Raw genomic sequence first — 24231 nt, forward strand, 5'->3', positions numbered from 1 at the left:
GTGCTCATGCTCCTTCTTGCCATAGAATCCTCCTGCGACGAGACATCGGCCGCCGTGGTCCGCGACGGTCGGCAGGTCCTCTCCAACATCATCGCCTCGCAGGTGGACGTTCACGCCCGTTATGGCGGAGTCGTCCCCGAGCTCGCCTCGCGCAAACACGTGGAGGCGATATCGGTGGTGATCGATCAGGCCCTCGAGACGGCGGCCATCGGACTCGAAGCCGTCGAGGGGATCGTCGTCACCCGCGGCCCCGGGCTCATCGGGGCGCTGCTGGTCGGGCTGTCGGTGGCCAAGGCCATCGCCTTTGCCCGCAAGCTCCCCCTGGTCGGGGTGCACCACATCGAGGGGCACATCCTGGCGCCCCTTCTCGAGGAGGAGGTTTCCTTCCCCTATCTGGCCCTCGCCGTTTCCGGGGGGCACACCCACCTCTACCGGGTCGACGGCATCGGACGCTACGTCCTCCTCGGGCGCACCATCGACGACGCTGCCGGCGAAGCCTTCGACAAGGTGGCAAAAATGCTCGGTCTCCCCTATCCCGGGGGGATCCTCATCGACCGCCTCGCCTCCGGAGGCAACCCCGAGGCCATCCCCTTTCCCCGGCCGCTGCTCCACCAGAAGAATCTCGATTTCAGCTTCAGCGGCATGAAGACCGCCGTTTTGAACTATGTGAAAAAACAGGAGGGGCCGATCCAGGGGGATCACCTTCACCACCTGGCCGCCAGTTTCCAGGCGGCGGTGGTCGACGTCCTCTGCCAGAAGACCTTGCGGGCCGCCGAAGAGCAGGGGCTGGGACGGATCGTCGTCGCCGGCGGTGTCGCCTGCAACAGCGGCCTGCGCACCCGTCTGCACGCCCTCGGGGGGGAAAAGGGCCTGGACATCCATTTTCCCTCTCCCGTTCTCTGTGCCGACAACGCCGCCATGCTGGCGGTGGCGGGGGACTGCTACCTCCGTGCCGGGATTTCCGAGCCCCTCGATCTCAACGCCCTGGCCAGTTGGCCCCTCGACCGGGCCGGTCGCGAAAAGTGGCATCCGGGGGAGGCGAAGTCGTAGAATATTATGTGGCGACGCTGGTCTTTTGTTCGACAGTTCAAACTCAACGTCGTGCGCTTTCTCCGTCTGCGGGGGGAACCCGACGAGATTGCCAAGGGCCTCGCTCTGGGGATCTTCATCGGCATGACGCCGACCTTCGGTTTTCAGATGGTCCTGGCGATCTTCTTCGCCCTCCTCCTCAAGGAGAACCGTCTGGCCGCCGTCCTCGGCGTCTGGATCACCAACCCGGTTACGGCGCCGGTGATCTATGCCTTGGAATATGAGTTGGGGCGGCTCCTCCTCGGCATGAAACGCGCCCATTTTCCGGCGGAGCTCACCGCGGCGGCCTTCAAAAATCTCGGCTGGGAGGTCCTCGCCCCCCTGTGCCTCGGCAGCCTCCTCTTCGGGATTCTCTGTGCCGGCCTGAGCTATGCCCTGACCCTGCGGCTGATTCCGCTGATCAAGACCTGGCGGGTCCCCCGCTGGCCGCGCCCCCGCAAGAAGTCTTGACTCCGCCTCGCCGCTCCTTAGGTTCCTCAGCCAGGCTCCTTCTCCCCCTCCCATCCGGATTATTTATGGACTACCGCCCGAAAAAACGTTTTGGCCAGAATTTTCTCAAGAGCGAACACGTCGTCGAGCGGATTCTCGCCGCCGCCGACCTCGCCGAAACGGACCGGGTGCTGGAGATCGGTCCCGGCCTCGGCGCCCTCACCGACCGTATCCTCCCCTTGATCAACGAGATGACGGTCATGGAGGTCGACCGCGACCTGGCCGCCCGGCTTTCCGCCCGCGCCCCCGACAAGCTGACGCTGCACCTCGGCGACGCGCTGCGCCTCGACTGGGACGCCCTGCTGACGGCGCCCCCCTACAAGCTGGTCGCCAATCTCCCCTACAACATCTCCAGTCAGATCCTCTTCAAGGTTCTCGATCACCGCCGGCTCTTCCGGCGCCTCGTCCTCATGTTTCAGAAGGAGGTCGGCGACCGTCTCTGCGCCTCTCCGGGGACCAAGGACTACGGCATCCTCTCGGTCCTCTGCCAGGTCTGGTTCGACGTGAAACGGGTGGTCAATGTCCCCCCCGGGGCCTTTTCCCCGCCGCCGAAGGTCGATTCCGTCGTCCTCTCCTTCGAGCCCCTCCCCGAACCCCGGGTGGTGGTGACCGACGAGGCGCTCTTTCGCCGGGTGGTCAAGGGGGCCTTCGCCCAGCGCCGCAAGACGTTGCGCAACACCCTGAAGGCCTCCGGTTTCGGCGATCCGAATCTGGAGGAGATCCTGCTGGCCATCGACATCGATCCGGTGCGGCGGGGAGAAACCTTAAGTCTCGAGGAATTCGCCCGTCTTGCCCAGGCCCTCGGAAAAAATTCAACGACGGCCGGACAGATCCCTTAAGCCAGCCGCCCATAACACAAGGAGTTGCCACCGTGTCCCAACCCGTCGCCGTGGTCAACGGCAAGCCGGTCAGCCGCCAGGAATTCGACAATGCCGTGCAGGGGTTTGCCATGGAACTCCATCGCAAGACCATGGAGCACCTTACCGCCGAGGAGGGAGTTAAGGTTCGGGAACTGGCCCTGGAAAAGCTTCTGGCCCGGGAGCTGGTCTATCAGCACGCCCTCTCCCTTGGGGTGGTGGCCGACGAGGAGGCCATCAACGCAGAAAAAGCAAAAACCATCGCCAACTTTCCCGATGAAAACGAGTTTTACGCCACCCTGGCCAAGGCCGGCATCGATCCCGCCGCCTATCACCGGATGCTCCGCCAGGATCTGACGGTGAACCGGATGACCGCCGCCAAACTCGCCGAGGTGACTGAACCGACGGAAACGGAGGTGGAGGATTTTTACCGCAGCCGGCCCGAGCGGATTCTCGAACCGGCCCGGATCCGCGCCTGCCACATCCTGGTGCGGATTCAGGAGGGGAAGAAGGAGGAGGCCCTGGCGCTGATCAACGATCTCAAGGGGCGGGCGGCCTCGGAAGATTTCGCCGCCCTGGCCCGGGACCATTCCGCCTGTCCCAGCGCCTCCCGGGGCGGGGACCTCGGTTATTTCCATCGCGGCAGCATGGTGCGCCCCTTCGAAGACGCGGCCTTTTCGCAACCGGTCGGCGCCGTCGGCGAGGTGGTGGAGACCCCTTTCGGGTATCACCTGATCAAGGTCCTCGACCGGCGGGAGGACCGGCCCCTCCCCCTCGATGAGGCCGCTCCCCGCATCCGGCGGTTTCTCAAGGAAGAGGCCGGGGCCCGGCTCCTCGGCGACTGGGTGGCCGAGCTCCGCGCCCGCGCCGTTATCGAGATTCTCTCCTGATCCCCCGGCTCTCTGTCCCCCGGCCGGAGGGCGATCCTTGTCAAATGGAGCGCGATGAATTAACCTGATACCGTTCGTGCCGAACCCCCGGCAGCCGTTTGCGGGCCACCTCTTTCCACCAAGGGACGCCATGAAACGAATCGACACGCCCAGCACCGATCCCGCCAGGCCGCAGGAGCTGGAAGACAAGGTCGGCGAAATCCTCTCTCTTCTTGCCGCCGAGCCCGACCCGCAGCGTCGTCTGCTGTTGACGTCCCTTTCCGGCATCCTGCGTTCCCACGCCCCCCTCTATTATCTCCAGATGTACCCGGCCCCGGACCTCGTCGCCTGGCTCGGCCGATTTCTCGATTTCATCGCCCTTCGTCGCGACGCCGTGACCGTCGCGACCTTCCCGACCTCTACCGGCAGCCGGGCCCTGCTGCTGACCAATACCCCCGACGCCCCCTATCTCCTCGATTCGCTGCAGAACGTCCTCTCCGGTGCCGAACTGCGCTTTCAGGTCCTGGCCCACCCCATCCTCAGGGTGCGGCGCAAGGAAGGGGTCCTGCTCGAATTGGGCGAAGTCGGCGGCACCGGACCCCATGAATCGTTCATGATCATCAAGGTCGAGGGGCTCGCCTCCGCCTCCGCCCCAGCGCTGCTGGCCAGGGTCAAGACCGTCCTTGCCGCCGCCCTGCAGGCCCATTCCGACCGGGACGCCCTCCGGCGGCAGTTCAAGGCCCTCGAGGGGATGGTCGACAGCGACGGGTATCGGGATTTTTGGCGCTGGCTCTCGGACGGCAACTTCATCCCCCTGGCCAGTCGCCAGTTCCAGGTCGAAGGGGGAGGGGGGAAGGTCGGCAGCGAGGTCAAGGGCCGGCTCGGTCTCGACGATGACCTCATCGCCTTTCCCGAACCGGGAGTCTTCCCCCTGCAGGATTATCCTCCTCCCTTCAAGGCGCTCCTCCTGCGGCAGGAGGCGGTGGTTGTGGAGGAGCTGCCGGTTTCAAGTCCCGTGCACCGCGCCGAGCCCCTGGTCTATATCGGCGTGCGCGAAATCCTCGAAGGGGATGCCTGGCGCGAGCATGTCTTTGTCGGTCTCTTTGCCGATCGCACCCTCGAGGAGGGGGCCAGCCATGTCCCGGCTCTGCGCCGCCGCATCGAAGGGGCCCTCGCCAGCCTCTCGGTCCCCAGGGAGTGCCACGACTACCGGAAGATTCTCGAGATCGTCAACAGCTTTCCCAAGGCGGAAATGTTTTTCATGTCCCCTGCGGCCCTGCTGGAGACGGTGCGCTCCTTCACCCTTCTCTATCGCCACGACGCCGTCAGGGTGGTGGCGATACGGAGTCTGGCGGTGCAGGGGGTGAAGCTTCTGGTGATCATGCCGCGGGACTTCTTCAGCGATGAGACCCTGCTGCGGATCGAGGCCCACCTGCGGCGTTTTTTCCGCGCCCCGGCGGTCTCCTCGAGGATTGTGCACATCTCCTCCGACTATCTGAGCCTGCATGCCAGCCTGATCCCCGGCGACGCCGGAATGGAATGGGATCTCCCCCGTCTCGAAAACGCCCTGACCCGGATTGCCCGCCCCTGGGAGAGCAAGCTGCAGCTCCTTCTGGAGCGCAGCCATGGCGAGACGGAGGGCCTTGCCCTCTTCCGCCGCTACCGGGGGAGTTTTTCCCGGGAATACCGCGCCCTGACCCACCCGCGCTTCGCTCTTCGCGATATCCTCAACGTCGAGCGGGTTCTCAACTCCAGGGAGGAGATCTTCGATCTCTGGGGGCCTCTCGGGCAGGAGACGTCCCACTACCGCCTGCAGTTCTACTCCACGGAGAAAAACAACCTCAATGCCTTGATGCCGTACCTGGAAAACCTCAACCTCAGTGTCATCGAGGAGGTCGATCTTCTTGTGGCAGTCGCAGGTACCGAGATTCATATCAAGAGCTTTGCGGTCCGCGGTCCCGAGGGGGGAGGTGCCGGCACCCTCTCCACTCTGGCTCCGCCGCTCTTGGAAGCTCTCGGCGCCTTGCGCCGCCGGGTCGTGGAGAACGACTACCTGAATCGCCTCCTGCTCCTCACCGGCCTCACCTGGGAACAGATCGACGTCTTCCGCGGCTACCGCAATTATTACTTCCAGCTCGGCTCCCCTTTTACCAAACGGCGGGTCGCCTTTGCCCTCATCAACAACCCCCGGGTCGCGCTCCTCCTCTATCGTTACTTCGAAAACCGCTTCCGGGTCGATTCCCGCTGGCCCACCGCCGCCGACCGCGAAGAGCAGGCCCTCTCCCCCCTGCGCCTGGAGCTGGCCTCCGCCCTGGAGAGCGTCGGCGACGTCAACGAGGACAACATCCTGCGCACCCTCTTCAACCTCATCGACTCTACGGTCCGCACCAACTTTTTCGTGCGCCGCGGCGGTCCCGATGACTTCTTCGCCTTCAAGATCAGCGCCATCGGCATCATCGAGATGCCCGCCCCCCGCCCCCTCTTCGAGATCTACGTCCACGCCGCCGAGATGGAGGGGATCCACCTACGCGGCGGCAAGGTCGCCCGGGGGGGGATCCGCTGGTCCGATCGCCCCGACGATTTCCGCACGGAGATTCTTGGCCTGATGAAGACGCAGATGACCAAGAACGCCCTGATCGTCCCCGTCGGCTCCAAGGGAGGGTTCGTGGTCAAGACCCCCTTTGCCACCCGCGAGGAGGGGGGAGAACTCTCCCGGGCCGCCTACCAGAAGCTGATGCGCGGCCTCCTCGACCTGACGGACAATCGCCGCGGCGCCGAGGTCATCCGCCCGGAAGGGGTCGTCGCCTACGACGAGGTCGATCCCTATCTGGTCGTCGCCGCCGACAAGGGGACGGCCCATCTCTCCGACACCGCCAACGCCATCAGCTCCGAATACGGCTTCTGGCTCGGCGACGCCTTTGCCAGCGGCGGCTCCCACGGCTACGACCACAAGGAGCTGGGAATCACCGCCCGCGGCGCCTGGGAATCGGTCAAGCGCCACTTTTTCGAATTCGGCCGCGACATCATGGCCGAGCCCTTCACCGTGGTCGGCATCGGCGACATGAGCGGCGACGTCTTCGGCAACGGCATGCTCCTCTCCCGGCAGATTCGTCTCAAGGGCGCCTTCGACCACCGCCACATCTTTCTCGACCCCGACCCCGATCCGGCGACGACCTTTGCCGAGCGCCAGCGGCTCTTCGCTCTCCCCCGGTCCTCCTGGGACGACTACGACCGCAGCCTCCTCTCCAAGGGGGGGGGGATTTATCCCCGCAGCGCCAAGGACATCCCCCTCTCCGCCGAGGTGCGCCAGTGGCTCGGGGTGCGCCACGAATCGATGGATCCCCAGGGGCTGATCCGCCTCCTCCTGACCGCCGAGGTCGATCTTTTGTGGAACGGCGGGATCGGTACCTACGTCAAGGCGTCCAATGAGAAGAACGAAGACGTCGGCGACCGGGCCAGCGATCCCCTGCGCGTCGACGGCAACAGCCTGCGGGCCCTTGTGGTCGGGGAGGGGGGGAATCTCGGGTTCACCCAGCGCGGCCGTATCGAATACGCCCTGGCCGGGGGACGGATCAACACCGACGCCGTCGACAATTCCGGCGGGGTCGATTGTTCCGACCATGAGGTCAACCTCAAGATCCTGATGCAGCACCTGCGGGAGACGGGGGAGGTGACCTCCGATGACGAGCGGGACCGGCTGCTGCAGAGCGTCACCGACGAGGTCTGCGCCGCCGTCCTCGCCAACAATTACGGCCAGAGCCTCTGCCTCTCCCTCGATATGATCCGCAGCGGCCGGGAGACGGAAGTCTATCTCGAGCTCGCCGACCGCCTCGCCGGTGCCGGCCTCCTCGACCGCCGCGGTGAATACCTCCCCACCGCCAGGGAGGTTGCGGCCCGCCCCCAGGGCCGCTTGACCCGCCCCGAGCTCTCGATCCTCATGGCTTACTCCAAGATGCAGATCTATCAGGCCCTCCTCGAGAGCACCCTCCCCGAGGAGGACGGGGTTCGGGATCTCCTCGCCGGATACTTTCCGTCCCCGATTGCCTCCCGCTTTGCCGGAAATCTGGACGGGCACCCCCTGGCGCGGGAGATTACCGCCACGGTGATCACCAACCGGGTGATCAACCAGGCCGGCAGTCCCTTTGCCTCGACTCTGGCGCGAAAAGCGGGGGGGAGTCTCATGGAGGCCGTCGCCGCCTATCTCGCCTTCGATGCGGTTCTCGAGGGGAGCGACCTGCGCCGCCGGATTTCCGCCGCCGACGGTCGCCTTCCGGCCGCCGAGCAGTACGATTTGCTCCTCGATCTGGAAGGGACGCTGAGCGCCATGACCTCCTGGGCGCTCAAGAACGGGATCGGTCTGATGCCGGGGGCCGCGGTCCTCGACGACTATCGCCACCAGCTCCTTGCCTACCAGCGGATCCTCGGCGGAATTCTCGGCGACGAGGAGTGGGGGCGGTGCAAGGAGCGCTCGGAGGCCCTGGAAGGCTTCGGTTTTTCCGCCGATTCGGCGCTGAAACTAACGACCCTCTCCCATCTCGAAGAGTTCCTCCCCCTGATGACCCTCGCCGGGGAGACGGAAAACGATCTCTATTCCGTGGCGCAAACCTGTCGCGAGGTGAAGACGCGGCTCGGCATCGACGAGCTCCGGACCATGATTGCCCGCGTGCGCATCGGCGACCGCTGGGACCGCATGGCCTATCAGGCTCTGGTCGAGCGGACGGCGGCGGTCAGCTTCGCCCTGACGGCGGCGGTCTTCCGGGAGAGCGCCGGCAATCTCGAGGCCTATCTGGCCCCGCGGCGGAAAACGGTCCGCTTCTATCAGGGACTCAAGGAGGGGTTGCGCTCCGGTCCGGCGGCCAATTACCACCCCTTCACCGTGCTCGTCGGCACCCTGGAAGGGATGCTCTCCTTCAGAGGACCGGCACGGCCCGTCTGAATCGAAAATATTCCAAGGAGACAACAGTGAAAAAACGCACCCTCGGTCCCTGTGTGACCTTCTTTCCCCAGCCGACCACCCTGATCTCGACCCTCGATGCCGAAGGGGACGCGGATATCATGACGGCCACCTGGACGGGGATCGTCAGCAAGACACCGCCGACCATGGCCGTTTCCCTGCACCAGGGGCGTAAGACCTATGAGAACATCCGCGCCAGCGGCTGCTTCGTGGTCAACATGGTCCCTTCGCGCCTCGCCGTCGAAGCCGACTTCTGCGGCCTCAAATCGGGGCGCGACGAGGACAAGCTCGCCGTCACCGGGCTGCGCGCCGCCGCCGCCGTCCATGTGGCCGCTCCCCTGATTGCCGAATCCCCACTCAACGTCGAGTGCCGCTACTGCGGCGAGCTGGAACTGGGGGACTACCGCCTGGTCCTCGGCGAGATTCTCGAGATCCACGCCGCCGAGGCGGCCTTTGACCCCGAGGGGGAGATGAGCCCGCTGGCCTTCGATCCCCTCGTCTACCTCGGCGGAATCCGTGAATACTGGAGTCTCGGGGAAAAGGTCGCCGACGCCTATCAGGCCGGGAAGAAACTCTTCTGATAGCGACCGCCCGAGGGGGCGATTTTGCCGGTTGTCACGGCGGCTGCGGCTGTGAAATAATGGTGGACAGGCAAGAAAAACCCATGGTATACGATAAAACGCTTTTTTAAAGAAGCCTTGCGGGCGGCCCGGGACAGGTACCGGAGCAGTGCAGCCGCCTGGTTTTTTTCGATTCATCACGATACCGCCTGGATCCATCGGACCGGGACGGAAGGCGACAGCAGGCAAAAAGGGAGCATTGTCCCCTTTTTTGCCCCGACGCATGCCTTTCGGACCCGTTCCGGAAGGCATCTTTTGTTTGGGGTACGGCGACGGAAAGGGTAGAGGTCCGCGAGTGAAAAAACAGACGACCATTCTCGATATTCAGCGCATGAAGGCCGAAGGGGAGAAGATTTCCGTCCTGACCGCCTACGACTTCCCCTTCGCCCGGCTGATGGACGATGCCGGCATCGACATGATCCTCGTCGGCGACTCCGTCGGCTCCGTCGTCTCCGGCTACGACAACACCCTGCCGGTGACGATGGAGGAGATGATCTATCACACCCGCGCCGTGGTCCGGGGGACCTCGCGCGCCCTGGTGATCGTCGATATGCCCTTTCTCTCCTACCAGGTCGACCTGCGCGAAGCGCGCCTCAACGCCGGGCGCCTCATCAAGGAGGGGGGAGCCCAGGCCGTCAAGCTCGAAGGGGGGGAGAACGTCGCCGAAACCATCGCGGCCATCGTCGCCATGGATATCCCCGTCGTCGCCCATATCGGGTTGACCCCCCAGTCGATCCACCGCATGGGGGGCTTTAAGGTGCAGGGGAAGGCGGCCGAGCAGGCGCGTCAGCTCCTCACCGACGCCCTGGCCGTCGAGGCCGCCGGGGCTTTTGCCGTCGTCCTCGAAGGGATCCCCATGGAGCTCGCCCGGGAGATCACCGCCGCCCTCTCGATTCCGACCATCGGCATCGGCGCCGGAGTCCACTGCGACGGGCAGGTCCTGGTGATCCACGACATCCTCGGCCTCTGCGAAAAATACTCCCCCAAGTTCGTCAAGCGCTACGCCGACGTCTCGGAGACGATCCGCAGCGGGATTGAAGAGTACATCCGCGAGGTCAAGGGGGGGGAGTTCCCCGACGAAGAGCATTCCTTCAAGTAATCAGTCACGGACCTTATGATTATTATTAACGACATCCGGATCATGCAGGAGCGCTCTCGCGCCGCCAGGCTCAAGGGAGAGCGCATCGCCTTCGTGCCGACCATGGGGTTTCTCCACGCCGGCCATCTCTCCTTGCTGCAGGAGGGGCGGCGCCGCGGCGACCTCCTCGTCCTCTCCATCTTCGTCAATCCGACCCAGTTCGGGGCCGGGGAGGATTTCGCCTCCTACCCCCGAGATCTGGCCGCCGATGCCGAGCTCGCCCGCCGCGCCGGCGTCGATGTCCTCTTCGCTCCCGAAGCGCCGCAGATGTATCCGGCCGGCTACGCCACTTACGTCGACGTCGAGGGGCTGACCGAGACCCTCTGCGGTGCCAGCCGGCCCGGACATTTCCGCGGGGTGACGACGGTCGTAACCAAGCTCTTCAACATTGTCGCGCCCGATGTCGCCCTCTTCGGGTGCAAGGATTTCCAGCAGCTTGCCGTCATCCGTTGCATGAGCGCCGACCTCAACCTCCCCGTCGAGATCGTCGGCATGCCGATCGTCCGCGAGCCTGACGGCCTGGCCCTGAGCTCCCGCAACGTCTATCTTTCTGTCGGACAACGGCAGCAGGCGCTCGTCCTGTCGCGGGGGATCGCCAGGGCCAGGGAGCTGGCGCGCAGCGGGGTGGAGAGCGTCGGGGAGATCCTGGCGGTTCTGCGCGCCCTGATCGAAGAGCAGGCGGAGGCGCGGATCGACTACCTGCAGATCTGCCATCAGCAGACGCTGCAGGAGCAGGAGCGGCTCGATGCCGACTCGGTCCTCCTCATGGCGGTCTTCATCGGCAAAACCCGCCTCCTCGACAACGCGCTTCTTTTCTCCAGGGACTGACGATCATGCCGAAGCACCGGGACGTGGCTCGCGCCAATCTGGAAAACCTCTACCGCATTTTCACGGTTCCCGAGGCCCCCGATTCGACCCTCGGGGAGATCGATGAGGCGATCAGCAGGGACGTCGCCGGCTTTCTCCAGACCCACATCGTCGCCCTCGAGCGGAGCCTCGAGGATATCGAGGCCGACTTCTTCAACACCGCCATCCCCGAAGAGCCGACCTTCGTCTCCGAGTACACCGAGTTCGTCAAGGAGAACCTGGTCGCCCAGTCGGTCCATACGGCGGCTCCCGGCTTTATCGGCCACATGACTTCGGCGCTCCCCTACTTCATGCTCCCCCTCTCAAGGATCATGACGGCCCTCAACCAGAATCTCGTCAAGGTGGAGACCTCCAAGGCCTTCACGCCGATGGAGCGCCAGGTCCTCGCCATGCTCCACCGCCTCGTCTACCGGGGGGGCGACACCTTCTACGCCCGCTGGATCCACGACAGCCGGCACGCCCTCGGAGCCTTCTGCTCCGGCGGGACGATCGCCAACGTCACGGCACTGTGGGTCGCCCGCAACCGCCTCTTCGCACCGGCGGGAGATTTCCGCGGCATCGCCCAGGAAGGGCTGGTGCGATCCCTGAAGCACCTGGGGTGCGACGGCCTCGCCGTCCTCGTCTCCCGGCGGGGGCACTATTCCCTCGGCAAGGCCGCCGACCTGCTCGGACTCGGGCGGGACAACCTGGTGCTCATCGACACCGACGACGACAACCGCATCGATCTCAAGCTTCTGCGGGCTGAGTTTTTGCGGCTGCAGGAGGAAAACATCCGCCCCCTGGCCCTGGTCGGCATCGCCGGCACCACCGAAACGGGGAACGTCGATCCCCTCGCGGCCATGGCCGATCTCGCCGCGGAGTTCGGTTGTCATTTTCATGTCGACGCCGCCTGGGGGGGGCCGACCCTCTTCTCCGACCGCCACCGCTCCCTCCTCTCGGGGATCGAACGGGCCGACTCGGTGACCATCGACGCCCACAAACAGCTCTACGTCCCCATGGGGGCGGGAATGGTCGTCTTCAAGGACCCCACGGCCCTTTCGGCCATCGAGCATCACGCCGCCTACATCCTCCGTCACGGCTCCAAGGACCTGGGGAGCCACACCCTCGAAGGGTCGCGGCCGGGGAAGGCGATGCTCGTCCACGCCGGGCTCTCGATCATCGGCCGCAAGGGGTACGAGCTCCTCATCGATCTGGGGATCGCCCGGGCCAAAACCTTCGCCGCCATGATCCGGCAGCACCCCGATTTCGAGCTCACCAGCGTCCCGGAGCTCAACATCCTGACCTACCGCTACTGCCCGCAGGCCGTGCAGCAGAAGCTGGTCCTGGCGACGTCCCTGCAGCGGACGCACCTCAACGCCCTGCTCGATCAGGTCAATCTGCTGCTGCAGAAGGAGGAGCGCGAGGCCGGCAAGACCTTCGTCTCCCGCACCCGTCTGCGCCTGGCTCCCTACGGCCAGGAGCTCACCGTTTTGCGCGTCGTTCTCGCCAACCCCCTGACCACCGACGAGATCCTTGCCAGCGTGCTCGAAGAGCAGTGCCGGATCGTCCAACACCCGGAGATCCGCGAGCTGATGCTGCAGGTCGATGCCCTCTGCGCCGAGATCGAGGATGGTCCGACCGCTCCGGCCTGCGCCGGGGCGAGGTGAGGCGGGAGCGGCCGTGAAGCTCTTCTGCGCGCGTTTTCTTCTCCCCATCGACGCCCCGCCGCTGCAGGACGGCGCCCTCCTCGTGAAAAACGGGCGCATCGCCGCCGTCGGTCCCCGCCGCGCCCTGGCCGTGACCCACCCCGATGCCTCGGTGGTCGATTTCGGCGACGCCATCCTCCTGCCGCCGATGGCCAACGCCCACACCCATCTTGAGCTGAGCCACTTCCCCCGCTGGGCCAAAGAGATGGGGGAGACGACGTCTCCTGCGACCTTCGTCGACTGGATCCTGCAGGTGATCCGCATCAAGCGCCGGGTCGAGCCCGATCGCTACCTCGGCGCCCTCGAGGAGGGGATCCGCCTCTCCCTGGCCGCCGGAACCGGCGCCGTCGGCGACATCCTCTCCTGGTTTCCGGCCCGGGCGGCTCACCGCTCGTCTCCCCTCAAGGGGCGGCTCTTTTTCGAGACCCTCGGCTTCGACCCGGAGCGCAATCGCAAGATTCTCGAAAGTATCGGCACCCTTCTCGACGAGCAGACATCCGGTTCCCTGCAGCTCGGGCTCTCCCCCCATTCCCCCTACACCCTGAGCGCTTCCTATCTCGAAGAGGCCTTTGATTTCGCCCGCAGGCGAAGGGTGCCGGCGGCCATCCATCTCGGCGAGTCCGCAGAAGAACGGACCTTTCTCGCCGAAGGGAAGGGGGCCATCGCCGAAATTCTCTATCCCCATGTCGGCTGGGCTGAGATGGTGCCGCCGGCCCCGCATCGCACCCCCGTCGCCTATCTCGAAGAGCACGGCGCCCTGGCCGACCGACCCCTTCTCGCCCACGGCGTGCAGGTCACAGCCGACGACGCCCGGCGCCTGGCCCGGACAAAAACGCCGGTCGTCCTCTGCCCCCGCTCCAACGCCCGCCTCGGGGTCGGCCGCGCGCCCGTGGCCGATCTCCTCTCCGCCGGAGTGACCCTGGCCCTGGGGACCGACAGCCTGGCCAGCAACGATTCGCTCTCCCTCTGGGACGAGCTCTCCTTCGCCCGCCAGTGGTTCGGCGACGATCTCGACGGCCAGACCCTCCTGGCCATGGCGACGCGCAACGGCGCCGCCGTCCTCGGGCTCGACGGGGAGATGGGCGCCCTGCACCCCGGGATGGGGTGCCACTTTCAGCTCCTGCGCCCCGGTGCGCTCCCCTCCCTGGCGACCCTCACCGATTTTCTCTGCGAAGAGGGGCGAAGCGCCGAGGTCGCCTCTCTCTACCTCGACGGCAGGGATGTGTTGCAAAAGGGGTAGCCGATCCTTTATAATCCCCCCTGCTTCAAGAAAGGGGCGCCGCTTCGTGAACTCCCGGGGGGCGGTCAGGGGACCATCGAACCGTTGCAGATTCTCGAACAAGGGCAATCATGCTGGAAGAAGTCGGAACCGTCGTCGAACTCAGAGGCAAACAGGTGGCCCTGGTCCTCTGCCAGAAGAGCAGCGCCTGCGGCCACTGCGCCTCCATGGAGGTGTGCCACATCGGCGACGACAGCCGCGCGCGCACCGTCGAGGCCTTCAATACCCTGGACGCCCGGATCGGCGACCGCGTCAGGATCGTGACCAGCACCAAAAATTTCCTCCAATCCTCCTTCGTGCTCTATATCGTGCCGCTGCTGGCCCTTCTTCTCGGTGCCGTTCTCGGCCTTCTGGTCGGCGAGAAGATGCCGGAGGGCCCCGACCCGAACCTCCTCTCCGCCATCATCGGCGTCGCTTTTCTGGTCGGATCGTTTCTGACCATCCGCGTCGGCAGCCGGGCCATCGCCAAGGAGACATTCATGCCGCGCATTCACTCCATCCTCAACGAGGATGAGGTCTATCCCGAAGAATTGAAAAATGGGCATTAAACTCATCGCCAGCAACAAAAAGGCCTTTCACGACTATTTCATCGACGACGTCTTCGAGGCCGGTCTGGTCCTGACCGGAACCGAGGTCAAGTCGTTGCGCCTGGGGAAGGTTAATCTCAAGGAGTCCTTCTGCCGCATCAAGGGGAACGAGGTGTTCATCAACAACATGAACATCAGCCCCTACGAGCAGGGGAACCGCGAGAACCAGGACCCGACCCGGGTGCGCAAGCTCCTTTTGCACCGCAGCGAAATCGACAAGCTGATTCGCAAGGTCGACGAGAAGGGGCTGACCATTGTCCCGACCAAGATCTACTTCAAGGACAGCCGGGTCAAACTCGAGATCGGCGTCGGCAAGGGGAAGAAGCTGCACGACAAACGCGAGACCCTCAAGGGGAAACAGGCCGACCGGGAGATGGCCCGGGCCGTCCGCGATCACAGCCGGGACTAGAAAAGTGTCCCTTGGTTTTTTGGGGGCGATGTGGCATAATATCCAAAGAATTAAAAACCCGGCAGCCGGGTCAAGGCGCTGCGAAATGAACGACGAATCCTATGGGGGTGCCAAGGTTTCGACGGAGGTTGGAAGCTAAGGTGGCATGTCGAGGATGTCAGTGGGCCTCGTAAAAAAACTGACAACAATACAAACGCCGATACTGACGTTCGTTACGCACTAGCAGCTTAATTGCTGCTGCGTCTTGGGATTCATCTCCCGCGTGAACTTGAGACGTCAATTTAGTGGGATAGCTTCTGTGAGCGCCTGTGGCTCAGAAGCGAAATCAAAGCAGGATCGTCTGTCAAATATCCTGACTGCGGGAGCCTTGACGGGTTAAATCCAAAACACAGTCTAAACATGTAGAAGCCTTAAGTGAAAGACGTTCGGACGCGGGTTCGATTCCCGCCACCTCCACCATTTGATAGTCCGGCACAGTCCGGAAAGATAGAAAAGGCCCCGAGAAATCGGGGCTTTTTCTATTCTCGGTCAAAGGGGGCCTGGTCGATTTTCAGGTTTCTCTGTCATGTCTCTTGGGGAAGTGTTTTTGAACTGGCGGAGCAGATTAAGAATTTGACATAAGAGGGCGGGAAGGGTATTTTGAGGCTTCATTTTTATTTAGTGGAATCAAGAGGTTAGTGGGGTGTGTTCGAGAGGAGTTAGAGGGCCTTTTTAGTCCTCATGGTTGGCGGATTGCTGGCAAGAAGGCTTTTACCCTGGGGTTTACAATTTTAATGCTTGGGGGAGAAGCTGAAAACTTAAATATCAGAGATCACTACTGTCCGGTTAACTTTGAATGTACGTCGATAACCTACTGAAAATTATAGTACTTTGGCTCAACTGTTCTTTTCTCGATTTGAAATCGCTTCACCCCGCCCGCGAGTGATATCTTCCTGACACTTCAGGAGGGCATCCATGAACGCTGGCCAGACCGTTTTCAGACAGCTACTTCAGTTTCTCCCGCGTCACGAGTTCAACCTCTGTGCCCGACGGTATCGCGGCGAGTACCGGGCCAAAAGCTTTACTGCATTTGACCAGTTCCTGTGCCTGGCTTATGCCCAGCTATCGGGTCGCGAGAGCTTGAGGGATATCGAAACGTGCCTGAACTCTCATCGGGAGAAGCTCTACCACATCGGATTTCGTGGCGCTGTCTCCCGCTCCACCCTTGCCGACGCCAACGAGCGCCGGGATTGGCGCATTTTTCAGGATTTCGGCCAAGTCCTGATCGGCATGGCACAGCAGCTGTACCGGGATGAGCCCTTGGCCATCGAGTTGAAGCAGCCACTGTTCGCCTTTGACTCGACGACCATTGACCTCTGCCTCACCCTGTTTCCGTGGGCCGAGTTTCGCACGACCAAGGCAGCGGTCAAGATGCACACGCTCATTGACTTGCGCGGCATCATCCCCACGTTTGTGGCCGTGACAACCGGCAAAGTACATGACGTCAAGATGCTTGACGAAATGCCCGTCACCGAAGAGGCCATCTACACGATGGACCGCGGCTACGTAGATTTTGCCCGGCTCTATGCCATTCACCGACAGGGCGCCTTCTTCGTGGTGCGGGCCAAGGACAACCTACGCTACCAGCGGTTGTACTCTTTGCCCAAGGACAAGGAGGCCGGCGTCCGAGCCGACCAAGTGATTGCCTTGGTCACCCAGAAATCGAAAAAGGGTTACCCGGAGAGATTGCGCCGGGTCAGTTATGTTGATAAAGAGCGAAACAAGCGGCTTGTATTCCTCACCAACCACTTTGAAATTGGAGCCACAACGGTTGCAGACATCTATAAACAGCGCTGGCAAGTGGAGCTATTCTTCAAGTGGATCAAACAGCATCTACGAATAAAAGCGTTCTACGGGACTTCTATCAATGCGGTCAAGAGCCAGATATGGGTAGCTCTTTGCATATATCTACTTGTGGCGATCGCTAAAAGGCAGCTTAGCATCAAATGTACTCTCTACACTTTTTTGCAGATCCTGGAGGTCAATCTGTTCGAGAAAAAGCCCATTTCATCGTTGGTTGCGGAAGCGCTCAAGCAGATTCCAGACACCCAAGATTATAACCAGCTGAATTTATTCGGCTATTAACCGGACAGTAGTGATCAGAGATGTTTTCTTCAGATACGGAAACTTAGAATATCAAGGATGTCCCCTATGATGGTAGTTTTTTGCTAAAGTTTCTTATTTGGGTAGGAAATAATGAGGGGAAGGTGGCTGCTATGATTGCGGATTTCCTGATAGAAAGTTTGCTGGGTGCTGAGCTCAATAGCCGATTCATCAACATTAAATGTTTAAATTATCCCCCTCCTTCGGGCCAGCCGAAGAGAGGTTATTTTTCTATTGTGTTTGCGGCTAAGGATAAACAAACAGGCAAAGATGTTGTAATTAAATTTATGGACCCAGATTCACTTGCTAATGATTACCGGATTAACTGCTTTAAAAGAGAGCCTAGGATATTAAAAGTTATTAAAGATGTTCCAAGATGCCTTCAGTTGGTAGAAGAACTTTGTAGATTCAATATTATGGTAAATGTTCCTGGATCTTCTCCATTTAAAGTTCCTTGCGATTACTTTGTAACGGAGTATATAGAAAACGATATCGACGAATATTTTTTTTCAGAAGAAAGTAATTCAACGTTAGAAAAATTGGTCCTATTTAGGCAAATAGTTAACTCAGTTGAAGCAATACATAGAAAACATATTTTTCACAGAGATTTGAAGCCTGATAATATGCGGTCAAGAGGTGTTTTAGAAAATAGAATTGTATATGTTATAGATTTTGGTACTGCAGCTCGATATGATTCTGCAAAAATATTGGATGAATATGGTGTAGGGTTTCACGTAGGCGCCAATATGTATTCAGCACCGGAGGCATTTCTAGGGTTTTCTGGGGACAGGGAGATAGCAAAATATACTGATTTTTATGCATTGGGATGTATTTTGTACGAGTTGTTTAATGAGAGGATGTATTTTGTTGAGCTTGATAAAAATCCAAATTTTCGTTTGGCATTAAATGCAATGGCATATGAATTAAATAAATATTCCTCTCGTGAAGAAAAAATAAAATCTTGGAATGAAAATATTAACCGAATAAAAAGGATGGTGCGGTATCCACACTTCCAAGGGGGGGGGTGTAGTGCCGAGAGATCGATAATAGATATGATTATTAATTTACAACAAAGATTGTGTGCTTTTGATTTCAATAATAGACTTAGTGATTTTGAGTCAATTCGTGTCGTTATAAATAAATCAATTAGTGTTATTATGAATGAAAAAGATCAGCAAAGAATACTGGCTAGGAAAGATGAAATAAAAAGAAATAAAATTCTTAAAATACAAAAAAAGAATGAAAAACTGAATAGGTATTTACTGCATCATAGGGGGTTAGAATGTTAATCCAACAAATATCTTCAAATAGAAAAGAAATCCAGACAAAAGAAAGAGAAATAGAAGTTGTCGTAGGTGATGATGCGGATATGTCTTTTTCTTTTGGATTCAGGTCCTTGACTAAGTTGAATAATCAGACATGTTCAGCAACTACAAATTTTTCTGTCCTCGAAATCGCATCAAATGATCCCTTTGATTTTGAAAGTATATTTTCAGATGAATTTGAGGTGGTTAAGAAAAAATATGAAAAATTCAAAGATTCAACCTCATTCATAGGCAAGTTGTCGAGCCTAGCATTTGCATCCGGGAAGAGCAATGTCGCTATAAGAGAAATTGAAAGCATAATTCAAGTCAAAAAATCAAATAACTTAAAGCATCAATTGTCAGATATTTTTCTTCACGATGGTAGGTTGGGAGATGCTGAATCTGTGCTGGAAGGCATAGATGAATCGGACATTCTCTGTAATCTCAAATTAGCTTACTTGAAATTTAAAAATAACAATATGGAGCTTGCTACGAACTACCTAGAAAGCGCCCTAAAGATAGACCCTAGTGATTCCAGGGTTCAAATGTTTTTAGGTGCACTCTATTTAAGTAACGGTGAATGTGAGAAAGCTATAAGAAGTTTCAGGATTGCTTGTGAGACTAGGAAGGATTCTTCTTCTTTGCACGCTAATCTCGCGGTATCTCACCTTACTTTAGGTAATGTAAAAAAGGCAATTGCAGAATTAAGAAGATCGATTGAACTAAATCCACTTAACGAAAACGCTATTGTACTTTATTCAGATTTATTATTTAGGGAAAAGAAATATGAGGCTTGTATTCCACAATTAGAGTTTTTTGTAAAATTTAACGAAAGTTCTGAGTATGGTTGGGAAAGGTTGGCTCGATCATATTTTTATGGGAAAAAATACAAGAAGGCCAAGATTGCCTTGGGTAAACTCACCGAATTATCTTCTGAACCATCTAATTTAAATAATATAGGTTTAGTGACTTGGAAGTTGGGAGATCTGAAAAAATCTTTATCCTATTTAGTTAATGCTGTAAATTATTCTTTGGATAAAGGAAAGGATATCTCAGTTCCTCTTCTTAATTTGACTATTCTTCTAAATGAAATTAAACATCCATCTAAAGTTGTTGATATTGTTGATGATTGTATTAAAAGTGAAGGTATAAAAATTAAAGAAGAAATATTTTCTGAAATATGTATTCAATATTTAATAGCACTTGAATCAATGTCCAAATATCATAAGGCAACTGAGTTCATTGATAAATATGTGGGTTCACGATTTAAGGACATAAATAATGCCATTCCAATCATTGTGTCAAAGTTATATTTGTCAACTGCAGTCAATAGTAATAAAGATGAATTTTACAAATATTCAAAACACCTAGCCGCCATTATTATAGGTGAGGATATTAATCCTGATCGGAAAATGATGGTCGTAAATAACCTAATGTTTGGATATCTTTTTTTTGATGACATGTCATCTGCTAAAATTTTGGTAAATAATATTATTCCTTATTTAAATAAAGACCCTTTTTGTACGGCTACCTTTGGCCTATATAAAATGAAGAGGGGTGAAATTGAAAAGGGACTAGAATTTTACCAATCTGCTATTTCTCTTACTAAAAACAGAGAATTTAAGACTAAAATTAGACAACGAATGTTTTTGGAACTTGGTAAGATATACCTAAATAGAAATGACTTTAAAAAAGCTAAGGAATCTTTTCAAAAAGCAGTTAAAGAAAAAAGTGGATACAAATATGCTGCTGAAGAAGGTAACATATTTCTTAAACTCATTTCGGATAAAGGATTAACTTGAATTAAATCGCAGAAGGCAAATCCAACGGTAAAAACATTTTGGCTTAAATATTGGAGATTTAGATGTCAGCCCAGAAGTTTCTGCAGGACCTCGAAAAAAAGCTCTGGACCGCCGCCGACAAGCTGCGCTCCACCCTCGATGCGGCGCAGTACAAGCATGCGGTCCTCGGTCTCTTTTTCGTCAAGTACGTCTCCGACGCCTTCGACATTCGCCGTCAGGAGTTGATCGCTCAGTTTCAGAACGAAGATCACGACTACTACCTCAACCCCGGCGACTACGATTCCGACGCAGAATACCAGGCCGAGATTGCCGCCGAGCTGGAGATCCGCGACTACTACACCGAGAAGAACGTCTTCTGGGTGCCGCAACTGGCGCGTTGGGAGACTCTGCAGAACAACTCCAAGCTGCCGCCCGGCAGCGAGATCGTCATCAAGAACGGCAAGGAGAGCGTCTACACCATCCGCAGCGTCGGCCGCCTGATCGACGATGCGTTAGAGGCGATCGAGAAGGACAACCCCAAGCTCAAAGGGGTGCTCAACAAGCAGTACGGCCGCCTGCAGATCGACCAGGCCAAGCTCGGCGAGCTCATCGACCTGATCGCCACCATCCCCTTTGTCCATGAATCACTGCAGGCCAAGGACATCCTCGGCCACGTCTACGAATACTTCCTCGGCCAGTTCGCCCTCGCCGAAGGGAAGAAGGGCGGCCAGTTCTACACCCCCAAGTCGATCGTCACCCTGATCGTCGAGATGCTCCAGCCCTTTTCCGGGCGTGTCTACGACCCGGCTATGGGTTCAGGCGGCTTCTTCGTGCAGAGCGAGCAGTTCATCAAGGAACACGGCGGCAAGCTCGGCAACGTCTCCATCTATGGGCAGGAGTACAACCACACCACCTGGCAGCTCGCCGCCATGAACATGGTCATCCGCGGCCTCGACTTCAACTTCGGCAAGGAACCGGCCAACACCTTCACCAACGATCAGCACCTCGACCTGCGCGCCGACTTTGTCATGGCCAATCCCCCCTTCAACATGAAGGAGTGGGACACCGGCGTTGCCGACGACGATCCGCGCTGGCAGTACGGCAAGCCGCCTTCCGGCAACGCCAACTTCGCCTGGCTGCAGCACATGCTCTACCACCTGGCACCGGGCGGCTCTCTGGGCCTGCTGCTGGCCAACGGTTCGATGAGTTCCAACACCAACACCGAGGGGGATATCCGCCGGGCGCTGGTGGAGAACGATCTGGTCGAGTGCATGGTCGCCCTGCCGGGGCAGCTCTTCACCAACACCCAGATTCCCGCCTGTATCTGGTTTCTCACCCGCAACAAGAAGGCGCGGGGGACGCTGGCCGACCGTTCCGGCAAGGTGCTCTTCATCGATGCCCGCAACCTCGGCTACATGAAAGACCGCGTGCTGCGCGATTTCAAGTCGGAGGATATTCAAAGGGTCGCCGGGGTGTTTCATGCTTGGCAAAAGGGAGAGGGATACGCCGACGAAGCCGGCTTCTGCTGCTCGGCGACGCTGGAGGAGATCAAGAAGCACGACTTCGTGTTGACGCCGGGGCGTTATGTCGGTGCGGCGGATGAGGTGGAGGATGGCGAACCTTTTGCCGAGAAGATGGCGCGGTTGACGGCGCAGTTGCAGGAGCAGTTTGCGCGGAGTAGCGAGTTGGAAGGTGAGATTAAGCGGAATTTGGCGGGGTTGGGCTATGAGTGCTGAGTGGCCCACAGTTCAACTGCAGGATGTTGCAGAATTAAAAGGTGGTTATGCCTTTAAAAGCGAAGAATATACTGATTCTGGCCGCTTTGTTCTCAGGACAGTAAATATTGACGGTAGCGGACGAATCACTCGGAATGGCGCAACTTTCGTATCAGAAGAAAAATCAAAAGAGTACGAAAGATTTGCCTTGCAGCCATGGGATACGCTTTTCGTTATGGTGGGGGCAACGCTAGGCAAAACAGGTATCGTCAAAGAATCTGATTTGCCTGCGCTGCTCAATCAAAATATGTGGGTGGTCAGGGCGAAAGATGACAAAGTCAATCAACGCTATCTCTATTATGTATTCACACATAAATCAAAAGACCTCTTAGCGTGGGCATCGGGTGCGGCCAGAGAGTTTGTCCGTAGAGATGATTTTCGGACAATGGAGTTGGCCCTGCCTCCAAGAGAGGTCCAAGATGAAATTGCAAATTCTATTGGGGCAATAGACGACAAAATCGAACTCAACCGCCAAATCAACCAAACCCTCGAACAGATCGCCCAGACCATCTTCAAAAACTGGTTTGTCGATTTCGAGCCGGTCAAAGCCAAGATCGAAGCCAAAGCCGCAGGCCGCGACCCCGAGCGCGCCGCCATGTGCGCCATCAGCGGTTTATGCCCGAATGGGTACAAACTTGAGCCCGAACTCGACCAACTCCCCCCCGAGCAATACCAACAACTCGCCGCAACCGCCGCCCTGTTTCCCGATGAGCTGGTGGAGTCGGAGTTGGGGTTGATTCCGGTGGGGTGGGAGCATCAAGAGTTGTCTGCACTTTGTCAATTCGCGGCTGGGTCGGCTTTCAAGCCTGAACACCAAGGTCAATCCGAGGGGGAGTATCCATTTATAAAAGTTAGTGACATGAACCTTGAAGGGAATGAGATTTTCATCCGATCTGCACAAAACTATATATTTGAACCTCAGCGGAAAGCGATGAATTCTAAATTACATCCGAGTGGAGCAACGGTTTTCGCTAAGATTGGGGTTGCACTATTATCCAATCGCAGACGGTTGTTAAGAGTGCCAACCATTGTCGATAACAATATGATGTCTGCTGCTCCATGTGGCGGCGAGTCGATGTCATGTTATTTGTACTTACTCCTTAGTTCGATTGATTTCACTGTTTTTGCAAACGGAACAGCATTGCCATATTTGAATGTATCTGATCTAAAAAAAATTCAAGTAGTTGTTCCTTCTCGTAACTCTCAAAATCAAATCTGGGATTTTTTCAATCGTATAGCTAGCCCGTTGTTTGAGAAAATTTATGAAAATTCGTCTCAATCTCAAACTTTAATCGATTTGCGCGATTCTCTATTGCCTAAACTTATTTCGGGTGAAGCGCCTTTTTACAAGGGCGTTTGAGACAACAATATGGACTTTCTTAAGAAAAAATATGACGAAGAACTGAACAGCGAAGGTGCTGTCGAAATAGTCGGTTACCCGTTCGACCGGAGTCGTATTTTAGGCGAACTGGAGCCGACTACTTACGATATGGCTTTTGCTGATTGGCTTGAACAACGGCGGTTACGATTACTGGAGAAAGCAGATGAAATAATCTCGCAGTTCGATAACGCCCCAAGATTTGAGCGCCTCAAAAGGACTTACAAGGCTGGTGGATCAATACCTTTTGTTGGTGCGGGTATTTCAATCCAATGTGGTTATCCAGGATGGACAAAATTTCTCTACCAAACTTGCGCCGAATCGCATGTGAGAGGAGATGTTCTAACCGAGCTTTTGCAAAAGGGTGAATACGAGCTGGCGGCACAATTACTACATGATGATTTAGGCGCTGCTCTTTTTAATGAAAACATGGAATCCGTATTTTCTTCAGAAAAAGACCTAATTGGAGCCATCCATTATTTACCACTGCTTTATCCTGGTAGTTCCGTTATTACAACTAACTATGACAGATTAATCGAACGAGCATATAAGGGATTTCAGCAAGGTTTTGATACAATCAAATATGGGCGAAGCCTAGCTGAATGTGTACGGTTAATGGCCGCTGGGAGTAGAATGCTTCTTAAGCTTCATGGTGAATGTGATCAAGCTGAAGACCGGGTTCTTTTGAAGCGTGAATATGACGCTGCATACGCTGACGGTGCTTCGGTAGAGATATTTTTTAATCGTGTACTTTTCGGAAAGTCATTATTGTTTGTCGGGTGTAGCCTAACTGTTGATCGTACGATTAAATCAATGATTGAAGTTGTCAGTAAATATGGTGCAACGACGCTCCCGAGGCACTATGCAATTTTGGAATTGAAAGACGACGATGACCGTGTAGCTAGAAAAAAGTCATTGGCGGCAGCAAATATATTTCCCATTTGGTACCCCGAGAATGATCACGAAGAATCAATCGAATCTATATGTTTGAAGTTGTTAGAGGATTAA

18 protein-coding genes and 1 other RNA gene are annotated in these 24231 nt (G+C 57.2%); all 19 read left to right on the forward strand.

What is annotated here, in order from left to right:
* Nucleotides 1-6: 6 nt before the first annotated feature.
* The 19 genes from tsaD (at nucleotide 7) to DSOUD_RS17805 (ending at nucleotide 24231) form a co-directional block, all read left to right on the forward strand.
* Complete coding sequence (tsaD, locus tag DSOUD_RS07760; RefSeq protein ID WP_053550476.1) at nucleotides 7-1050, forward strand: tRNA (adenosine(37)-N6)-threonylcarbamoyltransferase complex transferase subunit TsaD; 1044 nt, start codon at nucleotides 7-9, stop codon at nucleotides 1048-1050.
* Between the two features lie 6 nt (nucleotides 1051-1056).
* A complete protein-coding gene (locus DSOUD_RS07765; protein WP_053550477.1) occupies nucleotides 1057-1539 on the forward strand; it encodes a DUF2062 domain-containing protein in 483 nt (160 codons plus the stop codon).
* A gap of 65 nt (nucleotides 1540-1604) precedes the next feature.
* Entirely contained in the window at nucleotides 1605-2417 is an 813-nt protein-coding gene (rsmA, locus tag DSOUD_RS07770) for a 16S rRNA (adenine(1518)-N(6)/adenine(1519)-N(6))-dimethyltransferase RsmA (RefSeq protein ID WP_053550478.1), read from the forward strand.
* 32 nt (nucleotides 2418-2449) lie between these two features.
* Complete coding sequence (locus DSOUD_RS19095) at nucleotides 2450-3325, forward strand: peptidylprolyl isomerase (RefSeq protein ID WP_053550479.1); 876 nt, start codon at nucleotides 2450-2452, stop codon at nucleotides 3323-3325.
* 130 nt (nucleotides 3326-3455) lie between these two features.
* Nucleotides 3456-8240 carry an NAD-glutamate dehydrogenase domain-containing protein gene (locus tag DSOUD_RS07780; protein WP_053550480.1) on the forward strand — a complete coding sequence of 1595 codons (4785 nt, stop codon included), beginning with the start codon at nucleotides 3456-3458 and terminating at the stop codon, nucleotides 8238-8240.
* A gap of 26 nt (nucleotides 8241-8266) precedes the next feature.
* The gene (locus DSOUD_RS07785; RefSeq protein ID WP_053550481.1) at nucleotides 8267-8839 is read left to right on the forward strand and encodes a flavin reductase family protein; all 573 of its coding nucleotides are present in this window, start codon (nucleotides 8267-8269) and stop codon (nucleotides 8837-8839) included.
* Between the two features lie 334 nt (nucleotides 8840-9173).
* Nucleotides 9174-9977 (forward strand): 3-methyl-2-oxobutanoate hydroxymethyltransferase, encoded by an 804-nt coding sequence (gene panB / locus DSOUD_RS07790; RefSeq protein ID WP_053550482.1) that lies wholly within the window; start codon nucleotides 9174-9176, stop codon nucleotides 9975-9977.
* Between the two features lie 15 nt (nucleotides 9978-9992).
* The gene (gene panC, locus DSOUD_RS07795) at nucleotides 9993-10844 is read left to right on the forward strand and encodes a pantoate--beta-alanine ligase (protein ID WP_053550483.1); all 852 of its coding nucleotides are present in this window, start codon (nucleotides 9993-9995) and stop codon (nucleotides 10842-10844) included.
* Between the two features lie 5 nt (nucleotides 10845-10849).
* Nucleotides 10850-12529 (forward strand): pyridoxal-dependent aspartate 1-decarboxylase PanP, encoded by a 1680-nt coding sequence (gene panP, locus DSOUD_RS07800; RefSeq protein WP_053550484.1) that lies wholly within the window; start codon nucleotides 10850-10852, stop codon nucleotides 12527-12529.
* Between the two features lie 13 nt (nucleotides 12530-12542).
* Nucleotides 12543-13808: an amidohydrolase family protein gene (locus DSOUD_RS07805; RefSeq protein WP_053550485.1), complete on the forward strand. Its 1266-nt coding sequence runs from the start codon at nucleotides 12543-12545 to the stop codon at nucleotides 13806-13808.
* 110 nt (nucleotides 13809-13918) lie between these two features.
* Nucleotides 13919-14395, forward strand: a complete 477-nt coding sequence (locus tag DSOUD_RS07810; RefSeq protein WP_053550486.1) for a SoxR reducing system RseC family protein — start codon at nucleotides 13919-13921, stop codon at nucleotides 14393-14395.
* Nucleotides 14385-14843: an SsrA-binding protein SmpB gene (smpB, locus tag DSOUD_RS07815; RefSeq protein WP_053550487.1), complete on the forward strand. Its 459-nt coding sequence runs from the start codon at nucleotides 14385-14387 to the stop codon at nucleotides 14841-14843. Before DSOUD_RS07810 ends, smpB begins: the two co-directional genes overlap by 11 nt.
* A 103-nt stretch (nucleotides 14844-14946) precedes the next feature.
* Nucleotides 14947-15302: a transfer-messenger RNA gene (gene ssrA / locus DSOUD_RS17790) on the forward strand.
* Between the two features lie 495 nt (nucleotides 15303-15797).
* On the forward strand, nucleotides 15798-16967 hold the full coding sequence (locus tag DSOUD_RS07820; protein WP_053549677.1) for an IS4 family transposase: 1170 nt from the start codon (nucleotides 15798-15800) through the stop codon (nucleotides 16965-16967).
* A 131-nt stretch (nucleotides 16968-17098) separates the two neighbouring features.
* Nucleotides 17099-18274 carry a protein kinase domain-containing protein gene (locus tag DSOUD_RS17795; protein ID WP_082351139.1) on the forward strand — a complete coding sequence of 392 codons (1176 nt, stop codon included), beginning with the start codon at nucleotides 17099-17101 and terminating at the stop codon, nucleotides 18272-18274.
* Nucleotides 18268-20091, forward strand: a complete 1824-nt coding sequence (locus DSOUD_RS17800) for a tetratricopeptide repeat protein (protein ID WP_082351140.1) — start codon at nucleotides 18268-18270, stop codon at nucleotides 20089-20091. Before DSOUD_RS17795 ends, DSOUD_RS17800 begins: the two co-directional genes overlap by 7 nt.
* 62 nt (nucleotides 20092-20153) lie before the next feature.
* Nucleotides 20154-21806 carry a class I SAM-dependent DNA methyltransferase gene (locus DSOUD_RS07825; RefSeq protein WP_053550488.1) on the forward strand — a complete coding sequence of 551 codons (1653 nt, stop codon included), beginning with the start codon at nucleotides 20154-20156 and terminating at the stop codon, nucleotides 21804-21806.
* A complete protein-coding gene (locus DSOUD_RS07830) occupies nucleotides 21796-23205 on the forward strand; it encodes a restriction endonuclease subunit S (RefSeq protein ID WP_082351141.1) in 1410 nt (469 codons plus the stop codon). The genes DSOUD_RS07825 and DSOUD_RS07830 overlap by 11 nt, the downstream gene beginning before the upstream one ends.
* Nucleotides 23206-23214: 9 nt before the next feature.
* Complete coding sequence (locus DSOUD_RS17805; protein WP_082351142.1) at nucleotides 23215-24231, forward strand: SIR2 family protein; 1017 nt, start codon at nucleotides 23215-23217, stop codon at nucleotides 24229-24231.

Origin of the sequence: Desulfuromonas soudanensis, from assembly GCF_001278055.1 — a bacterium.
Classification (GTDB): Bacteria; Desulfobacterota; Desulfuromonadia; order Desulfuromonadales; family WTL; genus Deferrimonas; species Deferrimonas soudanensis.

Bases quoted from the DNA above. Each gene is read 5' to 3' on its own strand.
- DSOUD_RS17805 (WP_082351142.1), top strand. From the start codon at position 23,215: ATGGACTTTCTTAAGAAAAAATATGACGAAGAACTGAACAGCGAAGGT.
- panC (WP_053550483.1), top strand. From the start codon at position 9,993: ATGATTATTATTAACGACATCCGGATCATGCAGGAGCGCTCTCGCGCC.
- panP (WP_053550484.1), top strand. From the start codon at position 10,850: ATGCCGAAGCACCGGGACGTGGCTCGCGCCAATCTGGAAAACCTCTAC.
- DSOUD_RS07820 (WP_053549677.1), top strand. From the start codon at position 15,798: ATGAACGCTGGCCAGACCGTTTTCAGACAGCTACTTCAGTTTCTCCCG.
- tsaD (WP_053550476.1), top strand. From the start codon at position 7: ATGCTCCTTCTTGCCATAGAATCCTCCTGCGACGAGACATCGGCCGCC.
- DSOUD_RS17800 (WP_082351140.1), top strand. From the start codon at position 18,268: ATGTTAATCCAACAAATATCTTCAAATAGAAAAGAAATCCAGACAAAA.
- DSOUD_RS07780 (WP_053550480.1), top strand. From the start codon at position 3,456: ATGAAACGAATCGACACGCCCAGCACCGATCCCGCCAGGCCGCAGGAG.
- smpB (WP_053550487.1), top strand. From the start codon at position 14,385: ATGGGCATTAAACTCATCGCCAGCAACAAAAAGGCCTTTCACGACTAT.
- DSOUD_RS07825 (WP_053550488.1), top strand. From the start codon at position 20,154: ATGTCAGCCCAGAAGTTTCTGCAGGACCTCGAAAAAAAGCTCTGGACC.
- DSOUD_RS07765 (WP_053550477.1), top strand. From the start codon at position 1,057: ATGTGGCGACGCTGGTCTTTTGTTCGACAGTTCAAACTCAACGTCGTG.
- DSOUD_RS07810 (WP_053550486.1), top strand. From the start codon at position 13,919: ATGCTGGAAGAAGTCGGAACCGTCGTCGAACTCAGAGGCAAACAGGTG.
- rsmA (WP_053550478.1), top strand. From the start codon at position 1,605: ATGGACTACCGCCCGAAAAAACGTTTTGGCCAGAATTTTCTCAAGAGC.
- DSOUD_RS07830 (WP_082351141.1), top strand. From the start codon at position 21,796: ATGAGTGCTGAGTGGCCCACAGTTCAACTGCAGGATGTTGCAGAATTA.
- DSOUD_RS17795 (WP_082351139.1), top strand. From the start codon at position 17,099: ATGATTGCGGATTTCCTGATAGAAAGTTTGCTGGGTGCTGAGCTCAAT.